The organism is Alloactinosynnema sp. L-07 (assembly GCF_900070365.1).
Lineage (GTDB): Bacteria > Actinomycetota > Actinomycetes > Mycobacteriales > Pseudonocardiaceae > Actinokineospora.
Map to the genome: position 1 here is coordinate 5,452,032 of NZ_LN850107.1, position 18,319 is coordinate 5,470,350.

An 18,319-nucleotide genomic window follows, 5' to 3' on the forward strand; every position below is an offset into this window, starting at 1 on the left:
GGGATCGCTTGCTCCACGACCTCATTGTCCGTGAGGATGCTGTTCCGTGCCTCGAACCACCCTTGTACCCAGGCTGCGCCCGTTCACGTCGACGATCTTCGCCGAGATGACCGCACTGGCGGTGAGCACTGGCGCGGTGAACCTGGGCCAGGGCTTCCCGGACACCGACGGCCCCGCCGCAATGCTCGCCGCCGCCCAAGAAGCGATCGGCGCGGGGATCAACCAGTACCCACCCGGCCCCGGCCGCCCCGAACTGCGCGCGGCCATCGCGGCCCAGCGCTCGCGCTACGGGACCCATTTCGACCCGGACACCGAGATCCTGGTGACCGTCGGCGCCACCGAAGCCATCGCCGCATCCCTGCTGGCCCTGGTCGACGTCGGCGACGAAGTGATCATGTTCGAGCCCTACTACGACTCCTACGCGGCCTCGGTCGCCATGTCCGGCGCCACCCGCCGCGTGGTCTCTCTGGCCGAGGAGCCCTCCGGCCGGTTCGGCCTCGACGTGGACGCACTCCGGGCAGCGGTGACTCCCGCGACCAAGGCCATCCTGGTCAACACGCCCCACAACCCGACCGGCACTGTCCTAACGGCAGAAGAACTCGCCGAGATCGCCGCCGTCTGCGTCGAACACGACCTCCTGGCGATCACCGACGAGGTCTATGAGGACTTGCTGTTCGACGGTCTGCGGCACGTACCGCTGGGTTCCCTCCCGGACATGGCCTCCCGCACGCTGACGATCTCCAGCGCGGGCAAGAGCTTCAACTGCACCGGCTGGAAGATCGGCTGGGTCTGCGGCCCCGCCGAACTGGTGGCGGCGGTCCGCTCGGCCAAACAGTTCCTCACCTTCGTCGGCGGAGCCCCCTTCCAGCCCGCCATCGCCCACGCCCTCAACCACGAGAGCGCCTGGGTCAAGGACCTGCGCGACTCACTGGCCAACAAGCGCGACCGCTTGTCAGCGGGCTTGGCAGAGGCCGGGTTCGGCGTGCGTCCGACGGCGGGGACCTACTTCGTGTGCGCGGACGTCCGACCACTCGGCTTCACCGACGGTCTCGAACTGTGCAGGGAACTCCCAGGCCGAATCGGCGTGGCGGGCGTCCCGGTCCAGGTCTTCACCGACAACCCAGACCGCTGGCGCCACCTGGTCCGCTTCGCCTTCTGCAAGAAGGACGAGATCCTGGACGAAGCCATCGAACGCCTCCACAAGCTGGGCTAGGCGCCGAAGCAGAGGAAACCCAGGTGGCCGTGCGCCATCTGGGCCTCCGCAAGCGCTTGCGAAAACCGCTGACCGCTGGCAACTCCTGCGTGGAACGCGCGCATGAAGGAACCAGCCCGCCCATCCGGCACAGGAATGTCGCTCGCGATCACCGAAGCGGTCCCGCGAGCCAACAACGACTCGGCGAACCCAGCCGACTCGCACGCGGCCAAAACCACCTGACCCGGGACAGACCGAAAGTCGGCGGGCCTCAGCAAACCGTCCGCCAACGCGAGCGCAGGCCCAAACCGCCCATGCGCGGCGATGTGAACCAGCCGCGCACCCCTCGTCAACGCGACAGCCCGCACCGTCGCCGCTTCCCCGGTGAACGCGACACCGCCGTGGCGAGTCCGCAGATCCTCAACCTCCGCTGACGCGTGCGAAAGCCCAGACCCGGCGATCCACACCGCGTCTCCCCTGGCAGGCCGCACCCGATCCGCGCGCACCCAAGCCGACGCGGAAGGCGCCACCACCAGCGGCCTCCCGATGAACGACGGCAACGCGGACCACAGAATCCTGAGATCACCAGGCACGATCACCAACTCCCGATCACCAGCCGCCCGCGACACCTCCGCCACCAGCCCGTCAACGGCCGCCGCTGCCGCGACCGGCTCCCCACAGCCACCGCGGGCCGCGAGCGCACACCCCCGCCGCAACATCTCACCGGCCGCGACTATCCGCTCAGCCGAACCCAACTCATGCAGCCGGAACCGGCTCCGCACCACGGAAACAGCCATCATCTGTCCCTTATGGACAAACAGATTCACCAGCGCCCGCTCACCCAGCTGACCCGCCACGTCCAGCGATCCAGGCTCGATCCACGAGAACACGGTCCGCGGATCACCACCCGCCACCGCCTCCGAAAGCCCCGCCGCGGCCAAGCGATGATCAGGCATGCCCGCACGGCAAGCGGCGAACACACCCTGACGCGTCTTCGCGGTCCGACTCCTGGCCAACCAGCCAAGTGAGCGAAGTTCAGCTGACGTGGCATGCCGGTGCCGTTCAACCAGATCCGCCCGGCCACCCAGCAAGTGCAACTCGGCCGCCTCGACCAGCCACCCCGCCCGCTCACAGGCCACTGCGACCGGAGCGGAAGGCTTTCCGGCCGCGCGCAGCCGAACGGCAACGGCTCGATCGGCCCACGCGGGCCGGCCCTGTGCCTGGAACAACTCGACAGCCGCCTCAGCCGAGGTCACAGCAGCCGAGCGGTCACCCGCGCGCAGTGCGCACCGCGCGTGGGCAAGAGTCGCCTCGGCGAAGTCCGGACCACGCCCGGCGACGCCGAGCAACGAGGACGCCCGGGCCAGAGCCTTCCCCGCTTCTTCCACGCGACCCGTCCCCAGTAGTGCATTGGCCCGATCGACCAACACCTCTGGACGGCGGGTGGCATCGATGCCTGCCTCCGCGTAGAGGACCAGTGCCCGATCGAACTCACCGGCCTGTGCGGCGACGAAACCCTTGTTGTGCAAGCAAGTCGCGGCCCGCTCGAACTCGGAGAGACCGCGATACAGGGCGCGGGCCTCGTCCAACAGGTCATGCGCCAAGGAGAAACGGTGCAGGTATCCCGCGCTCACCCCGGCCCCAACCAGCGCGTTGGCACGCCAACGCGGATCTTCCACGGCATCCGCTGCCGCGCTCAGCACGTCGAAGGCGGACTTGTGGTCGGCCTCCATGCAGAGTCGGAGGCCCGTCAGGCAATCGGCCCGTCCACGTAGCCGCGTGGGCAGCTTCGGCTTGGCGGTGGTGATCAACCGACTGGCGGAGGTGTGGTCGCCGAGTTGTTGGCAGATCCACGCCAGCACCAGTTCGGACTCCGCTGCCTGCGCCCGCGTCGCCGCGATGGCGAGAGCGCGGCGGGCGTGTGGTTTGGCCAGGAGTGGTTCGCCGCGTTCCTGGTGGGCGAGGGCGGCGGCGTGGTGTCGGGTCCAGGTCATGAGAGCCACTCCGAGACCAAGGGGACGTCGCCGTCTCGGTGCAGGACAAGGCGCACCCGGCCGGAAACTCGCGCGGAGAAGCCGCCGACCACGTCCACGGGCACCTCGACCACACCCTCGCCGCTGTGGAGTTCCACGCGGGTGACCGGGATGGCCAGCAGCCCGGAGAGGTGGTCGGACAGTTCGATCACGCAGGCGGCCGAACGCCAGATCCGGGCCTCGCCGCGAACCGCGGCGGCCGGGGTCGGGGTCAGGGCCAGCCAATCCCATCGCGCGCCAAGGAAGGCTCCGGCGGCGACGGCGGCGCGGTGGACTCGGGTGGGGACCGGGTCGAGGCGGTCGAGCATGCCCGCGAGGTCGGCGAGCAGGTCGGCGTCGGTCATCCGGCCACCTCTTCCGGCATGCCGAACACGGCGAGCGTGCGGCGCAGGGTGTCCAGGCAGCGGCCCTTGGTGTTGCCGATGCTGCCCGGGGCGACGCCGATCGCCCTGGCCATGCGGGCGTAGCTGAGCCCGGGGGCGAAGGCGACGAGGCCTAGCAGCGTGCGACAGCGTTCCGGGAGAGTGGCGAAGGCCCGCCAGAGAAGGTCGTCGCGCTCGGTGCGCAGAGTCGTCGTCTCGGGTGCGTTCTCGTCGGGAACATCATCGAACGCCTCCGACACCACCACCCGCGCCCGGTCCGCGATGACCCGCAGCGACTCCCGGCGCGCGGTGGTGACCAGCCAGGCCGGGAGACGGTCTGGCGCGTGCAGGCCGGTGATGTTCTCGGCCAGCGTGATCCACGTGCTCTGACTGACATCGGCCGCGTCGGAGTCGGTGAGCCGGTGGGAGCGGGCGACCCGCCAGACGAGTCCGCTGAAGCGGTCCACCAACTCCCGCCAGGCGAACTGGTCGCCCGCACCTGCCTCGCGGACGAGCTCCGCAGTGTCCACTGTGTCCTCCCGTTGATCGTTTCCGGCGGTCGGACGACGATCAACGGGAGACGGCTCCGCAGGTCACACCATCGAGTGAGGCGCTCCCTTGTGGAGCGCGGTGGCGAGGGCGGCGGCCACCTGGGGTGCGGCGAATGAGGTGCCACTCCAGCGGGCGGCGCCGTATTCACGGGTGGTTGGGGTGAGGCGGACGTGGGCGCTGACGATGTCGACGCCGGGGGCCGTGGTGTCGACCCACGGGCCGCGGCCGGAGAACGGGGCGGGCTGACCGTCGGCTGTGGTCGCGCCGACGGCGATGACGGCCGGGTGGGCTGCGGGCCAGAAGGGGCGAGTGGTCGCGGTGTTGCCCGCGGCCGCGACGAATCGGGTGTCCCCGAACTTCTCCAGTTCGCGGGCCAGGACCGGTGGGCACTGGTCGTCTGGAGTGTGGCAGCCGAAGGTCATGACGACGATGTCGATCTTCTCGCCGACCGACGCCGCGTGTTCGCGGGTTCGGCGGAGGGCGGTGGCGACGGTGCGGTCGTCGGTCAGGCCGTGGGAGGTCAGGACCCGGTGGTGGCGCAGGGTGGCACCAGGGGCATGTCGCAGCAGGATCCCGGTGACGAAGGTGCCGTGGCCTGCCTGCTGATCGGCCACCCCATCCCCGTCGAGGTCGAGGATCTCCTGGTGGGGGCCCCATTCACCGAACCAGGGGCGGTCGGTGAACCAAGGATGCGCGTCGACGCCGGTGTCCAGGATGAGCACGGTCACCGGGGTGTCCCAGACCTCGACGGCGGGCGCGGGCGGCAGCGGGACCGGCACCGGGGTCGCGCCCGTGCCGTGCAGGATCGGGGAGCCGACCATGACGGTGTGGACGTGGTTGATCGAGATCGGCAGCCCGGGATGGTCGGCGGCGATCGCGACCGGGTCCACGTCCGGTCGGAGTCGAACCACCGCTGGGCCCTCCACCCGATCGATCCAGCGGCTCAGTGCCACTTCGACCCGGGGCAGGTCCGACCGGGCGACCAGCAGTTCGCCGCGGCGGATGAGGGACTCGGTGGGGCCGCCGGGGTCGTGCAGGTGCAGGCCCGGGTGGCGGTCGGCGAGTTCGTGAATGTGCACATCGGACACCGTGACGCGGTCCGGCGAGTAGCGCACGGCATGTCACCCGGAGTGGTGAATTCCACACTCCGTGATCGTGGGGCGCCCGGAGTGCGGCCATTCACCGTCTTTCCGGGTGGATCGCACGCGGTTAGGGTGCAGAAATGCGATCGAGTCGTGGATAGTGGCTTGGTTGCTCCGGGTAGCGATTGCCGCTGGACCACGGATGGTGGTGACGAGTGTGGACCGCACGGTGAAGACCCTGCTGGTGCGGCTCGTCGTCGTCCTGGGAGCCGTGATCGGTGCGTGGCTGTTGTTCGCGGGCACAGCGTCCGCTGAGGACAAGCCGCGACCGGACAAATCGCATGGCCTTGTCGACGAAGTACTGGCGCCACTTGTCGGTGGCGCGTCGGGGAAAGCGTCCAACAGCGTCAACGCCGCCCCGCTCGAGCCCGAGCCCCAGCCGGTGACCGAGCCCGAGCCCCAGCCCGCCGCGAACCAGCGCCCGCAGCCGGAAGTCGTCAGCGCGCCGCCCGCGGTCAACACCAAGCCCGTCCCCGCGCCCAAGCCCGCGCCGCCGCCCGTGTGGGTCGCGCCGCCACCCGCTCCCGCACCCGTGCCGGTCGTGCATGTCGCGAAGGCGCCCGCTCGGCCGCACGTGCAGGTCCAGGTCCCCAAACCCGCCCCGACCCCCGTCAACCAGGTCGTCAGCACCCCGCCCCGGCAGGCCGACCCGCCGCAGGTGCCAGAACAGCCGACCGCGCCCGGTGCGCCGCTGGCGAGTTCCGCACCGGCTTCCTCGTCGGTCGACACCAACGGACATGCCCGTGGGATGACCGGCCTTCCCGCTGGTCACGACCCGCTTTCCCCGCTCGCGTACGCGGGCGTCGCGGCCCAGGACGTCGACGACCACCCCGGTCGTGACGCGGGTCTGCCCGCTTCCTCACCCGACTGATCCGGCCACGTTCAGGGGACAGGTCTGCCCGTTGAGGCCCTGACCCCTCCTTCAGCCATCTTCACAGCCCGATCTGCCGACCGCGCCTGTGCAGATCGGGACCCTGGCCCCGGCGCCGCGATGCCCCCGCGGCGCCGGGGCACCTAAAGGTCGTCCCCGTCATCCGGCACACCGAGGGGCTGTGCCGAATGACCTTGGCGGCGGACGACCGTCGAAGTGCGCTGGATGGCCACGAGACCCGAACGGGTCAACGTGTTACGCCATCCAGCGCACTTCGGTTTCTATCTGGTTCAGAACGACGAAAGCTAGTCACGCGACTGGAATGTCACCGGATGGACCCGACACACCAGGCGATCCGGTGACCGACTCGGCCACCACCGCCAGCCGCCGGACCGCCTCGACCAGGTGTGGCTCGGGCAGCGTGTAGGGCAGTCGCAGCCACCGCTCCAGCCCGCCGTGCGCGGCGAACCGCGATCCCGGCGCCACCCGCACCCCATGGTTCTGCGCGGTCACCGCGACCCGGGTGCCGATCGGCTCCGGCAGGCGGCACCACAGGCTCAGACCGCCTGCGGGGACCTCGAACTCCCAGGTCGGACAGTGCTCCCGCAGCGCCGCGACCAGCACGTTCCGCCGTTCGGCGATCTGCGCGCGGCGGGCGCGCAGGCCTGCGTCCTGGTCGGCGAACAGCTCGGCGAGTACCAGTTGCTCGAACACGGGCGAGCCGAGGTCGTAGGCGTGCCGCGCGGCGGCGAGCCTGCCGATCACCTCCTCCGGCGCGCGCACCCAGCCCAGCCGCAGCCCGCCCCAGTGCGACTTGCTCGCCGAGCCGACCGCGATCACCAGGCCGCCGCCGAAGGCGGGCAGCGGGGCCGGGCCGTCGAGCGGGTCGCCGTCGAGGTCCAGTTCGACCAGGGTCTCGTCCACCACGACCGGTGTGCGGGCCCGGCGCAGCGCGCTGACCAGGCGGGATCGGCCCTCGGCGTCGAGCCTGCGGCCGGTGGGGTTGTGGAAGTCGATGATGAAGTGGGCCAGGCGGGGGGCGGACTGGCGCAGCGCGGCCTCGATGCCGCGCAGGTCCCAGCCGTCGTCGAGCAACGGGACGGCGACCGGGACCGCGTGCGCGGCCTTGATCGCGTCGATGGCGTTGGGGTAGGTCGGCAGCTCGACCAACACCCGGTCACCGGGACCGGTCATGGACCGCAGGACCAGCGCCAACGCGTGATGGGCGCCGTTGGTGATCAGGACTTCGGCGGGGTCGGTGGGCAGCCCGCGGGCGGTGTAGCGCTCGGCGATCCGCTCGCGCAGGACGTCGATGCCGTAGTCGTGGTAGCCGTGGCCCGCCAGCTCGGCGGCGAAGCGGGAACGCACGGCGTCCATCGCGGGGGCGATGCCCGCCACCGCCTCGGGCGCCGCACGGGCCAGGTCGAGCGGCTGGTCCGGCGCCTCCCAGCGGCGGTCGGGCGCGGCGGGCAGCGCCGTCCACGACCCGGACCCGCGCCTGCTGACGATCAGGCCGTCGGCGCGCAGCAGGTCCCACGCGGTGCCGACCAGGGTCCGGCTGACACTCAGCGCGTCGGCCAGCTCGCGTTCGGCGGGCAGGAGTGTGCCGGGCGGGAGCTGGCCGTCGAGGACGAGCAGGCGGATGCCCGCTGCCAGGCCCGTGGACCCCTGCCGACTGCCGTGAGCCCGCCACTCGCCCAGCAAGCGGACCAATTGCTGGCGCGAGACGCGGCCACTTGGGACTGTCATGTAGCCAATTAAACCTGATTGGCCATCGAGAAGAAGACCAATGCGGGTCAACATGGTGCCATGGCCTCTGTGAACCTTCAGCATGTCCCGGTCCGGGTCGCCCCCGGGCGCCGCCTCCCGCAGCTCTTCGGGGGCCTGGCCCTCTACGGCGCGAGCATGGCGCTGCAGATCGAGGCGACGCTCGGCCTGGCGCCGTGGGACGTGCTGCACGAGGCGATGCACAAGCGCTCCGGGCTCAGCTTCGGCACGATCACCGCGATCACGGGCGTGTTGGTGATGCTGTGCTGGATCCCGTTGAGACAGCGGCCCGGCGTCGGCACGATAGCCAACATCGCGCTGATCTCGGTGTCGGTCGACGTGGGTCTGTGGCTGCTGCCGACGCCGGAGTCGTTGGCGCCCAGGGTCTTGTTCCTCACCGCCGGGATCGTCCTCAATGGACTAGCGACCGCCGCCTACATCGGCGCCCGGCTCGGCCCCGGCCCGCGCGACGGGCTGATGACCGGGGTCGCCGCGCGGACCAGCGTCTCGATCCGCTGGATCCGCACCGGCATCGAGGTGACCGTGCTGGTCACCGGCTGGCTGCTCGGCGGCACGGTCGGCCTGGGCACGGCGCTCTACGCGGTCGCGATCGGCCCGCTGGCACAGGCGTTTCTGCCATGGGTGTCGTGGGATCAGCACGCGCGGGCCAAGTAGGCGCGCACGCCATGGTGGGTCACGCCGAGGGCGGTCAGCACCTCGGCGGCGACCCCGCCGACGGAGAGCAGGGCGAGCAGCAGGTGTTCGTCGCCGATGGACCGGTCGCCGCGGTCGAGCGCCTCGCGCAGGCACCGCTCGACGACCTTCTTGGCGTCGGGCGCGAACGGCACCCTCCATCGTGGACCGAACGTGCGCGGCCGCTTGGCCGGGGTGAGCGCGCCTTCGCCGTGGGTCTGCTCGAGCGCGGCGACCACAGCGTCGACGTCGATACCGACCTCGGTCAACGCGGCGGTCTCGGCGTCGGTCAGCCCGCCCCTGCGGTGCGCGCGCTGGAGCGCGTCGTGGACGGCGGCGGTCGTGACGGCGTGGTCGGCGAGGATCTTGGTGGCGGTGGTGCCGTCCTGGTCGAGCATCGCCAGCAGCAGGTGCTCCGGCCGGATCAGCGCCGCGTGCTCCTGCTCGGCGATATGGACGGCGTCGCGGACGACGACTCGCGCGGTCTTGGTGAACCTTTCGAACATCTAGCGCCTCCCGTATTTCTTGTGGACGGCCTGCTTGCTCACGCCGAGCTCGTCGGCGATCTCCTGCCATGACCACCCGTCGACCCGCGCGCTGCGCACCTGCACGGCTTCCAGCTGTTCGAGCAGCTTGCGCAGCGCGGCGACGGCGCGGAGGCCGACGCGGGGGTCCTTGTCCCCCGCGGCGGTGGCCAAGTGGGTTGCTTCTGCCATGTTTGTCAACATAGGTTGACGGCCTGGTGTTGTCAACCCCGGTTGACAGCGGCAGGATGGCGGCATGCCGGGATTCGGGATCGCGGAGGCAGCCGGAGTCGGACTCGACGGGCGGGAGCGCCCGAGCGAGGACGTCGTGGTCGTGCTGCCCGAGGCGGTGATCCTTTTGGATGGCGCGTCGACCCTGCGCGAGGACCTGCCCAGCGGCGGCTCCTACGCCCGCGAACTCGGCGCGCAACTGGCCGGGCGGCTCACGGCCGCCCCGGAGATCGACCTCGCCCAGCACGTGGCCGCCGCGATCCGATCCGTGGCGCGGCACAACGGGTTCACACCGGGGGAAAGCCCGTCGAGCACGGTGTCGATCGTGCGGTGGGACGACACGACGGTCGAGGCGCTGGTGCTGTGCGACAGTCCGGTGGCGGTGTTCCTAGCCGACGCGGTCGAGGTCGTGGCCGACGACCGGCTGCGGTCGCTGCCCCCCGGCGGCTACCGGGGCAGGCTGAGCCGGGGTGAGGGATTCGGGGCCGGGCACTGCGAGGCGTTGCAGGCGTCGGGGGACCGGCTGGACCAGTTCCGCAACACCGAGGGCGGCTTCTGGGTCGCGGAGGCCGTGCCTGCGGCGGCCCACCAGGCGGTGCGGGCGTCATGGCCGCTCGCGGACGTGCGCGCGGTGCTGATGGCGAGTGACGGGGTGTCGTGCGGGGTGGACGACTACGGGATCTTCTCTTGGGAGGACATGCGGTCTCTGGCGGCGTCGGCTGGACCTCAGGCGGTACTGGACGCGGTGCGGGAGGCGGAGAAATCGGACCCGGACGGGCAGCGGTGGCCGCGGGTGAAGCCGCACGACGACCAGGCGCTGGTGTATCTGGACTTCAGCTGAGCTTCGGCTGGCTACACAATCGCGTTCGGCCTTTGGCCCGTTTCCAAGAACTCCACGAGCCCCTGTCGAACTACTTCGATCGGCACTTCAACGCTGGCTCGGACCTCACTGAGGTTACCCATGTAGATGTATTCGACCCGAACGTCGGGGCTTCCTTTCCCTTGCGTCCAGCCGCCATCTGCCGCGCCATACCCGATGAATCCCAGACTCTGCCCAAGACCGACCTGGAGTACTGCGGACTGCGGGTCATCCGCATTGACCGCTTGGATCATGGCGGGCGCTTCGTGAGTGCTGGTCTCGTCCAGCACTCGATCAATGAATCCGTGCAATTCGGCCTCAGTGCGAATGATTACTGGAGGGTCGCCTGGCCCGAAGTCGTTCTCCGGTTCTTGGTCATACCAGACCTCTAGCGTGACCACTGGGCGCCTCCGGTTGGGCACGGTGGGCTGAAGGCCACCACGCATCGCTTCGATCTCAGCCGAAGACGACACGAATCTCCGAGCGTTGGCGGCAACGTCGGAGACGGACAGGCAGGTGCTCCACGAAGGTGGTCCAGGCGGTGGGGGTGACGGCGAGGGTGGGGCCGTCGGCGTTCTTGGAGTCGCGGAGGTGGGTGAGGTCAGGGCTGAGCCGGACCTCGACACAGTCGGACTGCTCGCCACCGCCAAAGCTGCTCTTGCGCCACCTGGCGTGAGTCATTTGGGCGATCCTTCAGGCTTCGGGCGGTGGTAGCAACGGTCAGGGGCGGTCGACCACCAACTGCTCCACGAATGTGGCCCAGGCGGAGGGGGTGACGGCGACAGTGGGGCCGTCGGCGTTCTTCGAGTCGCGGAGGTGGGCGAGGTCCGGGCTGAGCCGGACCTCAACGCAATCGGACTGCTCGCCCCCGGTGCTAAAGCTGCTCTTGCGCCACCCGTCCTGTGTCATTCCTACAGTCTTCCACCCGATCATGCTCTCCCGCGAGATCGGCGATAAGCATCCGGGAGTCCTGCGCATCCAGGGCGACTGCCGCGACGCGGCGCAGGACCGAGGTGTAGCTCTCGACATGCGTCTTGTCCTGGAGGAACAGGCCACCGACGTGGTTGTCCAGATAGACGAGGGTCTTGAACCTGTCGAACTCAAAGATCCGGAAGGAGCCGCCGAAGGACTGCCCTTCGGGCACGATGCGGATCTTGATGTTCCACTGGTCGGCGAGAAACAGCATGGCCAACAGCTGCTCCGCCATGGTCCTGCGGTCATTCACGACCGTTCGCAAGGCTCGCTCGTGGACGAGGAACGTGAACTTGGCCGCGTTGCGCCGGAACAGTGTGCACTGTCGCTCGATCCGGGCTTGCACGCTTCGCTCGACGTCGGCGCCGGGGGCGACATTGGGGAGCAATAGCGCACGCATGTATGCCTCGGTTTGCAGCATGCCGGGGATCACTTCTGGTTCATAGCTCAGCGATCGGGCCACGGAGCTCTCGTGGAAGACCAGGGATCGGAGCGAGTCGCCCATCCACTCGCCGTGTGAGCACAGCCAATAGCCGCGTTCGTCGCTCAGTTCACGGCTGAAGCGGACCAGGCGTTGGACATCCTGGAAGGCGGCGCCGCAGGCGACCAGGTAGTGGACGACCTCGACTTCTGTCGAGGATCCGCGTTCGCCTACTTCCAGCCGGAAGAGGCTGGGGGCTGATCGGCCGACCAGTTCCCCGAGCTGGATCAACGTCAGCCCGGCGGCTTCCCGATGTTTGCGCAGGAGCGCACCCAGCTCTCGGCTGGCTGCCCCGTTCTTCAAACCCATTGGGCCAACATAAGCAACACGCAGGCCGATGGGGCGCACTCAACGAGGGAGTGCACCCCATCGACTTAGGCGTTTTGGGGACCGGAACGGGTTAGAACAGCTCGGCGGTGGCCATTCGGGTGCCTTCGACGCGGGCGGCGATCTTGGCGAACGCGGTGTCGCGCGAGGTGGACACGTCGTCGGCGAACGGCGAGAAGCCGCAGTCGTCGCAGGTGCCGAGGTGGTCGGCCGGGATGTATTGGGCGGCGATCAGCACGCGGTCGCGGACCTGTTCCGTGGTCTCCACCACGGGGCTGATCGGGTCGATGACGCCGACAAACACGCGCTGGTCCGGGCGGCGCTGGTCCCTGATCACCGACAGGACGCGTTCCGGGTCGGGTTCGCTGGCCAGTTGCACGTAGACGTTGCCGACGTGCAGCTCAAACAGAGTTGGCAGCAGGTCTGCGTAGTCGACGTCGAGACTGTGCACCGAGTCCTGGTCGCCGCCGGGGCAGGTGTGCACGCCGATACGCTTGCGCTCGTCCGGGCTGAAGCGGTCCAGGACCTGGTTGTTGAGTTGGACGAACTGGCGCAGCAGGCCGCCGGACGGGTCGAGCTTGAGCGACAGCCTGCCCTCGGTGAAGTCGAGTTGGACGCTGTCGGCACCGGCGTCGAGGCTGCGTCGGATATCCGCCTCGGCACCGTCGACCAGGTCGGCAAGGAACTCGTCGCGGTCGTAGCCCGCGATGCCGTCGGCCGGGTAGAGCAGGCTCAGCGCGGACGCGGCGATCACGGCCTGCTTGACCGGCAGCGAGGTGTGGGCACGGGCCTTCTTCAGATAAGCGTCGGCGTGGACCTGGTAGCTGAACTTGCCGGTGAGCTTGGGCAGTTGGCGGGTGTGGCCGTCGGCGAACGGGATCACCGCGCCGTCGGGGTCCAAAGAGGCCAGGCCCGCGATCGGGTACGTGGCGAAGCTGGGCTTGCCCTGCTCGCCGTCGGTGATGACCGGGGAGCCGGTTTCCTCGAACCGGCGCAGGGTGTCGACCAGCGCCTCGTCGGACAGGTCGGCCAGCTCGGCGTCGGTGATCTGGCCTGCGGCGTGGTTGCCGAAGGCCTCGATCAGCGCGATGGGGCGAGGGATGCTTCCGATCGGCTCTGTAGGCAGCGACACGTGGAGGTCCTCTCGGTGATCTTGGGGGTCACCGAGTAAGGCTGGCCTAACCGGGGCCGGACGGAGTAGCCCTCCGGCCCCGGTTAACCCAAAGAGATCAATTCTTGCCGACGCCGATCCACTCGAACCCGGCCCGCCGCGCCACGGCGGGGTCGAGCAGGTTGCGGGTGTCGACGACGATCGGCTTGCGCACCGCGTCTGCGAGGCGGTTCCAGTCCAGCGAACGGAACTCGGGCCACTCGGTGAGCACGATCAGCGCCTCGGCGTCCTGGGCGGCCTCGTAGGGGTCGGCCACCACGCGCACCGGGGCGAGTTCGGGGTGCTGGGTCTCCGGGCGCAGGGCCGGGTCGTAGCCGACCAGTTCGGCGCCTGCCTGACGCAGCAGGGCCGCGACGGCCAGGGCGGGTGAGTCGCGCAGGTCGTCGGTGCCAGCCTTGAACGTCAGGCCGAGCAGACCGATCTTCACGTGCGACAGCGAGCCGCCGCGCTTGCCGGTGACCGCGTGGCGCACCTTCTCCACCATGCGCAGCCGCTGGCGCGTGTTGGTGTCGATGGTGGCCCGGATCAGCCGGAACTCGAAGTCCGCGGCGTCGGCGAGCTGGAGCATCGCCGAGGTGTCCTTGGGCAGGCAGGAGCCGCCCCAGCCGGGGCCGGGGTTGAGGAACGCCTGGCCGATGCGCTTGTCGTAGCCCATGCCCTCGGTGACGTCGGTGATGTCGGCACCCAGCCGGTCGCACAGTTCGGCGACCGCGTTGACGTAGGACAGCTTCATCGCCAGGAAACAGTTGGCCGCGTACTTGACCAGCTCCGCGCTGGGCGCGTCGGTCAGCACCGTCGGGGCGCCGAGCTTGGCGTAGAGGGCCGCGACGCGCTCGGCGGCGTCCTGCTTGCTGCCGCCGACGACGATGCGGTCGGGGTTGAGGAAGTCGTAGACCGCGGAGCCCTCGCGCAGGAACTCCGGGTTGGACACCACCGCGACGTCCTCGCGCACGAGCAGTTCCTCGGTGCGCTCGGCGGTGCCGACCGGGACCGTGGACTTGTTGACCATGACCGCCCCGGTGGGCAGCAGGTCGCGGACCTCCTCGATGACCGACTCGACGATGCTCAGGTCGGCCACCCCGCCAACGCCCATCGGCGTCGGCACGCAGAGGAACACGACCTCCGGGCCCAGCTCGGTGTGCTTGACCGCGGCGGCCGCGCCGAGCACGAAGGTGAGCCGACCGGCGGCGATGCCCTCGGCGACCAGTTCGGCCAGACCCGGTTCGAGGATGTCGACCTCGCCCTGCGAGAGCCGCTTGACCTTGTCCGCGTCGACATCCGCGCACACCACGTCATGGCCCAGCGAGGCGAGACACGCCCCGGTGGTGAGCCCGACGTACCCGGTCCCGATCACGGCGATCCGTCGTACGAACACCGAATTCCCCTCCCGCAACTTCGGTTCAGCCTGCCTGTGGCCCCGGGCCGCTCAGCGGCTCGGTCAGCTGTTCCGGCGCCGTCATGATGCGAGTCGCGGCGAACGCCCGCAATGCCCTCTCGTCGCGAAGATCGACAAGTTGGTTGCCCCACTGGTCGGTCAGCTCCGCGCGCGCCCCGTCCGACCTGCGGTCGGTGGTCGGCCAGCCGTCCGGGAACGGGCCCGCGGAATCGAACTGGAGAAGTTCGTCATACACGCCGATATAGGCCTGCGCCTGCGGTCGCCAGTCGAGGACCTGCTCGGCCCGGCGGCGGCCCGCGGTGCCCAGCTCGGCCCGGCGCGCGGGGTCGTCGGCCAACTCCACAACGGCGTCGGCCAGGCCGTCGCTGTCGCCCGGCTCGACGTAGACCGCGCAGTCGCCGCCGGACACCACCGTCTCGGTGAGCCGGTAGGCGACCACGGGCAGCGCGTAGGCCATGTACTCCATGGTCTTGTTCATCGTGGAGACGTCGTTGAGCGGGCTGCGCGGGTCCGGCGAGAGGCCGATCGTCGCCGCCGACAGGTATTTCGCGATCTGCTCGGGGCCGACCCGGCCGGTGAACTCGACGTAGTCGTCGAGGCCGAGGTCGGAACTCTGCTGCTTGAGCTCCTCCAGGCAGTCGCCGAAGCCGAGGAGCACGAAGCGGAAGTCCTTGCGGCCGTGCAGGTTCACGATCCGGTCGGCGGCCTCCAGCACGCCGTCCACCCCGTCCTGCGGGCCCATGATCCCGAGGTAGGCCACCAGGTGCTGACCGCCGCGGCGGACCGCGGGGTCGGCGTAAACGGGACGCATCACGGAGGTGTCCGGGCCGGAACGCACGACAGTCGTGTGTTCACGCGGCACACCCCCGCGGTTCACCGCGATGTCCTGATAGGACGTATTGGTGGAGATCACCCGGTTCGCCGTGCGGAAGGTCCGGCGCTCCAACCACTTCAGGATGGCGAGCTGGATCTTCGACGGCAGCGACTTGGGCTCGCCGAAGCGGGAGCGGAACACCTCGGGGTTGAGGTCGTGGTGGTCGAAGACGAACCTGACCCCGGTGGCCTTCCACGGCAGCGCCAGCGCCCAGTAGGTGTCCGGCGGGTTGCAGGCCTGCATGACGTCGAACCGGGCGCGGCGGCGGACCTTGAGGGTCAGCGCGGCCGTGCGCAGCCAGCAGTAGACGAACTCCCACGCGTAGCCGAGCAGCCCGTCGGCCTGCTTGGGCGGGGCGTATTTGTAGAGGTGGACGCCGTCGAGCACGGCGTAGGCCGGGTCGCCGGGGCCCTTGGGGCAGATGACCGACACCTCGTACCCGGCCGCCCGCAGCGCGCGGCACTCCAGCCAGACCCTGCGGTCAAGCGGGACGGGCAGGTTCTGCACGATGATCAGGACGTGCGGCGCCACGGGTACCTCTTCCTACTGCGGGAGTCACGGACTGATTCGGGCGCGCGGGCAATCTTGTTACAGACCGTGGTCGTCAGCCGATGTGCTCCATGAGGCACCGCGGCACGCGGACCAGCTGCGGAGGTATGCGGGTGTATGTGGCATCCACCAGGGGGACCAGTGGCACGCCCCTGCCTGGCGCAGGCGGCGGCAGCCGAATACCGACGACGGTGGTGCTGCTGGGGACGGTGAGCCTGCTCACAGACATCTCCGCGGAGATGGTCACCGCGTTCCTGCCGGTCTATGTGATCTTCAACCTGCAGATGTCCTACCTCCAGCTCGGCCTGCTCGACGGCATCTACACCGGGGCCACGGCGGTGCTGCGGCTGGTCGGTGGGCACGTCGCCGACCGGGTGCACCGGCACAAGGCCGTCGCCGCGGTGGGCTACGGGCTCTCGGCGGGCACCAAACTAGTTTTCCCGTCGGTCGGCGCGTCCGCGGTGGGTCTTGGCGGCGTGCTGGCGCTCGACCGGGCGGGCAAGGGCCTGCGGACGGCCCCGCGCGACGCGATGATCTCGCTCGTCACGCCGAAGGAGCGGCTCGGCGCCGCGTTCGGGGTGCACCGCACCATGGACACGATCGGCGCGCTGCTCGGCCCGCTGGTCACCTTCGCGATCCTCACCTGGCTGACCACGAACCCCGGACCGATCTTCGTGATCAGCTTCGGGTTCGGCCTGCTCGGGCTGATCGTGCTGGTGTTCTTCGTCCGGCAGCCCAGCCGCGAGCGGGTGCCCGCCAAGCGGATCACCGTGCGTGACAGCCTGGATCTCCTGCGCGACAAGGCGATGCGCCGCACGACGATCGCCGCCGGTCTGCTCGGCCTGGCCACCATCTCCGACGTGTTCGTGTTCGTCGTGCTGCAGAAGGTGTCCGGCGTGTCACCAGCGTGGCTGGCGCTGATGCCGGTCGGCACGGCGCTGACGTTCCTGCTGGCCGCCACCCCGCTGGGCAAGCTGGCCGACCGGTTCGGCCGGTGGCGGATGTTCTTCGCCGGGCACGTGGTCCTCGCGGCGGTGTACCTGCTGCTGCTCGGCCCGTTCACCGGAGTGGCCTTGGTGCTGGTCACGGTCGCGCTGCACGGGCTGTTCTACGCCGCGACCGACGGCGTGCTGATGGCCCACGGCTCGACCCTGGTGCCCGAGCGGCTGCGCGCGAGCGGGCTGTCTATCGTGCAGACCGGACAGGCGCTGGCCCGGCTGGCCTCGTCCGTCTGCTTTGGACTGCTGCTGCAGCGGCTCGACTTCACCTGGTCGGTGCTCATCGCGCTCGGCACCATGGTCGCCGCCCTGGTCGGGGTGGCGCTGCTCATTCGGCCGGAGGTCACGCGGTGAGGGACTGGTTCGTTCGGCACAGGATCGCCGCGGGGATCGTGGCGATAGTGCTCGTGGTCGCGGCGGCCACGGTCTACGTGGTCACGACGGTGCGATCGCAGCAGCCCGCGGCGGCGGCGAAGGGCACGCCCGCGCTGACCTACGTCGACAACGGCGGCGGGCAGAACCTGGTGACCAGGATCGACAAGGACGGCAACCGCTCCACCGGCGACCTCAAGTGCCTGCGTGTCTACACCGCGGGCGGCACGACGGTGTGCCTGAAGATGACCCTGCCCGGCGCGTACAGCGCCACGGTGATCGACAAGTCCGGCGCCGAGGTGAAGTCCGTGCCGCTGCCCGGCACACCCAGCCGGGCACGGGTGTCGGCGTCGGGGCGGATGGTGTCGTGGACGGTGTTCGTCACCGGCGACTCCTACCTCGCCCCCGGCGGCTTCTCCACCAGGACCGGGATCCTCGACCTCAAGACCGGCGCGCTCGTGGAGACGCTGGAAGGCTTCGCCACCACCATCGATGGCAAGGCGGAGGACCGGACGAACGAGAACTACTGGGGTGTCACGTTCGCCGATGACGACAACACCTTCTACGCCACGCTGGGCTCCGGGAGCACGACGTGGCTGGTCAAGGGCGATTTCGCGAGCCGATCGATGGCCACGGCGCGGACCGGCGCGGAATGCCCGTCGCTGTCCCCGGACGGCACCCGCGTGGCCTACAAGAAGCGCGGCGGACGCCTGGGCACCTGGCAGCTGTTCGTGCTGGACCTCGCGGCGGGCCGGGAGACCCAACTGCCCGGCTCCGACGGCGTCGACGACCAGGCGGCCTGGCTGGACGACGCCACGCTGGCCTACGCGAAAGCGCGCCAGGGCGGCGCGCCGACGATCTTCAGCTCCCCCGCCGACGGCTCGGCCGACCCGACCGAACTGGTCCCCACAGCGTCGTCCCCCTCGCCCTGACCGGACGAGGGGGACGGCGCG

Annotated in this window: 20 protein-coding genes; 6 read left to right on the forward strand and 14 right to left on the reverse strand. The window is 69.9% G+C overall.

Annotated features, from left to right (window positions below):
- Positions 1–46 precede the first annotated feature (46 nt).
- Positions 47–1,213 (forward strand): pyridoxal phosphate-dependent aminotransferase, encoded by a 1,167-nt coding sequence (locus BN1701_RS24615; protein WP_082860031.1) that lies wholly within the window; start codon positions 47–49, stop codon positions 1,211–1,213.
- Here BN1701_RS24615 and BN1701_RS24620 read toward each other — a convergent pair.
- From BN1701_RS24620 to BN1701_RS24635, 4 genes are all read right to left on the reverse strand, one after another.
- Positions 1,210–3,186, reverse strand: coding sequence for a CHAT domain-containing protein (locus BN1701_RS24620; RefSeq protein WP_172803307.1), 1,977 nt, complete (start codon positions 3,184–3,186; stop codon positions 1,210–1,212). The genes BN1701_RS24615 and BN1701_RS24620 overlap by 4 nt on opposite strands.
- The gene (locus BN1701_RS36545) at positions 3,183–3,569 is read right to left on the reverse strand and encodes a hypothetical protein (protein ID WP_054052637.1); all 387 of its coding nucleotides are present in this window, start codon (positions 3,567–3,569) and stop codon (positions 3,183–3,185) included. The genes BN1701_RS24620 and BN1701_RS36545 overlap by 4 nt, the downstream gene beginning before the upstream one ends.
- Positions 3,566–4,117 carry an RNA polymerase sigma factor gene (locus BN1701_RS24630; protein ID WP_054052639.1) on the reverse strand — a complete coding sequence of 184 codons (552 nt, stop codon included), beginning with the start codon at positions 4,115–4,117 and terminating at the stop codon, positions 3,566–3,568. The genes BN1701_RS36545 and BN1701_RS24630 overlap by 4 nt, the downstream gene beginning before the upstream one ends.
- Positions 4,118–4,180: 63 nt before the next feature.
- Positions 4,181–5,254 (reverse strand): S8/S53 family peptidase, encoded by a 1,074-nt coding sequence (locus BN1701_RS24635; RefSeq protein ID WP_231949693.1) that lies wholly within the window; start codon positions 5,252–5,254, stop codon positions 4,181–4,183.
- 175 nt (positions 5,255–5,429) lie between these two features.
- Between BN1701_RS24635 and BN1701_RS24640 the strand changes: the two genes are divergently transcribed.
- A complete protein-coding gene (locus BN1701_RS24640) occupies positions 5,430–6,152 on the forward strand; it encodes a hypothetical protein (RefSeq protein ID WP_172803308.1) in 723 nt (240 codons plus the stop codon).
- Positions 6,153–6,461: 309 nt separating this feature from the next.
- Here the strand turns inward: BN1701_RS24640 and BN1701_RS24645 are convergent, their stop codons facing one another.
- Positions 6,462–7,901 carry a PLP-dependent aminotransferase family protein gene (locus BN1701_RS24645; RefSeq protein ID WP_054052644.1) on the reverse strand — a complete coding sequence of 480 codons (1,440 nt, stop codon included), beginning with the start codon at positions 7,899–7,901 and terminating at the stop codon, positions 6,462–6,464.
- Positions 7,902–7,961: 60 nt separating this feature from the next.
- Between BN1701_RS24645 and BN1701_RS24650 the strand changes: the two genes are divergently transcribed.
- A complete protein-coding gene (locus tag BN1701_RS24650) occupies positions 7,962–8,594 on the forward strand; it encodes a YitT family protein (RefSeq protein WP_054052645.1) in 633 nt (210 codons plus the stop codon).
- Here BN1701_RS24650 and BN1701_RS24655 read toward each other — a convergent pair.
- Entirely contained in the window at positions 8,573–9,118 is a 546-nt protein-coding gene (locus BN1701_RS24655) for a Clp protease N-terminal domain-containing protein (RefSeq protein WP_054052647.1), read from the reverse strand. The genes BN1701_RS24650 and BN1701_RS24655 overlap by 22 nt on opposite strands.
- Positions 9,119–9,328 carry a sigma factor-like helix-turn-helix DNA-binding protein gene (locus BN1701_RS24660; RefSeq protein ID WP_054052649.1) on the reverse strand — a complete coding sequence of 70 codons (210 nt, stop codon included), beginning with the start codon at positions 9,326–9,328 and terminating at the stop codon, positions 9,119–9,121.
- Between the two features lie 64 nt (positions 9,329–9,392).
- On the opposite strand from BN1701_RS24660, the gene BN1701_RS24665 reads away from it, so the two are divergent.
- On the forward strand, positions 9,393–10,208 hold the full coding sequence (locus tag BN1701_RS24665; protein WP_054052651.1) for a hypothetical protein: 816 nt from the start codon (positions 9,393–9,395) through the stop codon (positions 10,206–10,208).
- A gap of 11 nt (positions 10,209–10,219) precedes the next feature.
- Here BN1701_RS24665 and BN1701_RS24670 read toward each other — a convergent pair whose 3' ends face one another.
- From BN1701_RS24670 to BN1701_RS24700, 7 genes are all read right to left on the reverse strand, one after another.
- Complete coding sequence (locus BN1701_RS24670; protein ID WP_054052654.1) at positions 10,220–10,627, reverse strand: Imm1 family immunity protein; 408 nt, start codon at positions 10,625–10,627, stop codon at positions 10,220–10,222.
- Positions 10,628–10,682: 55 nt separating this feature from the next.
- Positions 10,683–10,907: a DUF397 domain-containing protein gene (locus tag BN1701_RS24675; RefSeq protein WP_054052656.1), complete on the reverse strand. Its 225-nt coding sequence runs from the start codon at positions 10,905–10,907 to the stop codon at positions 10,683–10,685.
- 39 nt (positions 10,908–10,946) lie between these two features.
- Positions 10,947–11,135, reverse strand: coding sequence for a DUF397 domain-containing protein (locus BN1701_RS24680; protein WP_197672139.1), 189 nt, complete (start codon positions 11,133–11,135; stop codon positions 10,947–10,949).
- The gene (locus tag BN1701_RS24685; protein ID WP_054052660.1) at positions 11,101–11,988 is read right to left on the reverse strand and encodes a helix-turn-helix transcriptional regulator; all 888 of its coding nucleotides are present in this window, start codon (positions 11,986–11,988) and stop codon (positions 11,101–11,103) included. The genes BN1701_RS24680 and BN1701_RS24685 overlap by 35 nt, the downstream gene beginning before the upstream one ends.
- Before the next feature lie 91 nt (positions 11,989–12,079).
- Positions 12,080–13,138, reverse strand: a complete 1,059-nt coding sequence (locus BN1701_RS24690) for a cobalamin-independent methionine synthase II family protein (RefSeq protein WP_054052663.1) — start codon at positions 13,136–13,138, stop codon at positions 12,080–12,082.
- 97 nt (positions 13,139–13,235) lie between these two features.
- Complete coding sequence (locus BN1701_RS24695) at positions 13,236–14,552, reverse strand: UDP-glucose/GDP-mannose dehydrogenase family protein (RefSeq protein ID WP_054052665.1); 1,317 nt, start codon at positions 14,550–14,552, stop codon at positions 13,236–13,238.
- 25 nt (positions 14,553–14,577) lie between these two features.
- On the reverse strand, positions 14,578–15,978 hold the full coding sequence (locus tag BN1701_RS24700; protein WP_054052667.1) for a glycosyltransferase family 4 protein: 1,401 nt from the start codon (positions 15,976–15,978) through the stop codon (positions 14,578–14,580).
- 125 nt (positions 15,979–16,103) lie between these two features.
- On the opposite strand from BN1701_RS24700, the gene BN1701_RS24705 reads away from it, so the two are divergent.
- Together BN1701_RS24705 and BN1701_RS24710 are read left to right on the forward strand one after the other, a co-directional pair.
- Positions 16,104–17,348 carry an MFS transporter gene (locus tag BN1701_RS24705; RefSeq protein ID WP_172803309.1) on the forward strand — a complete coding sequence of 415 codons (1,245 nt, stop codon included), beginning with the start codon at positions 16,104–16,106 and terminating at the stop codon, positions 17,346–17,348.
- The gene (locus BN1701_RS24710; protein ID WP_054052671.1) at positions 17,345–18,298 is read left to right on the forward strand and encodes a PD40 domain-containing protein; all 954 of its coding nucleotides are present in this window, start codon (positions 17,345–17,347) and stop codon (positions 18,296–18,298) included. The genes BN1701_RS24705 and BN1701_RS24710 overlap by 4 nt, the downstream gene beginning before the upstream one ends.
- Positions 18,299–18,319 lie beyond the last annotated feature (21 nt).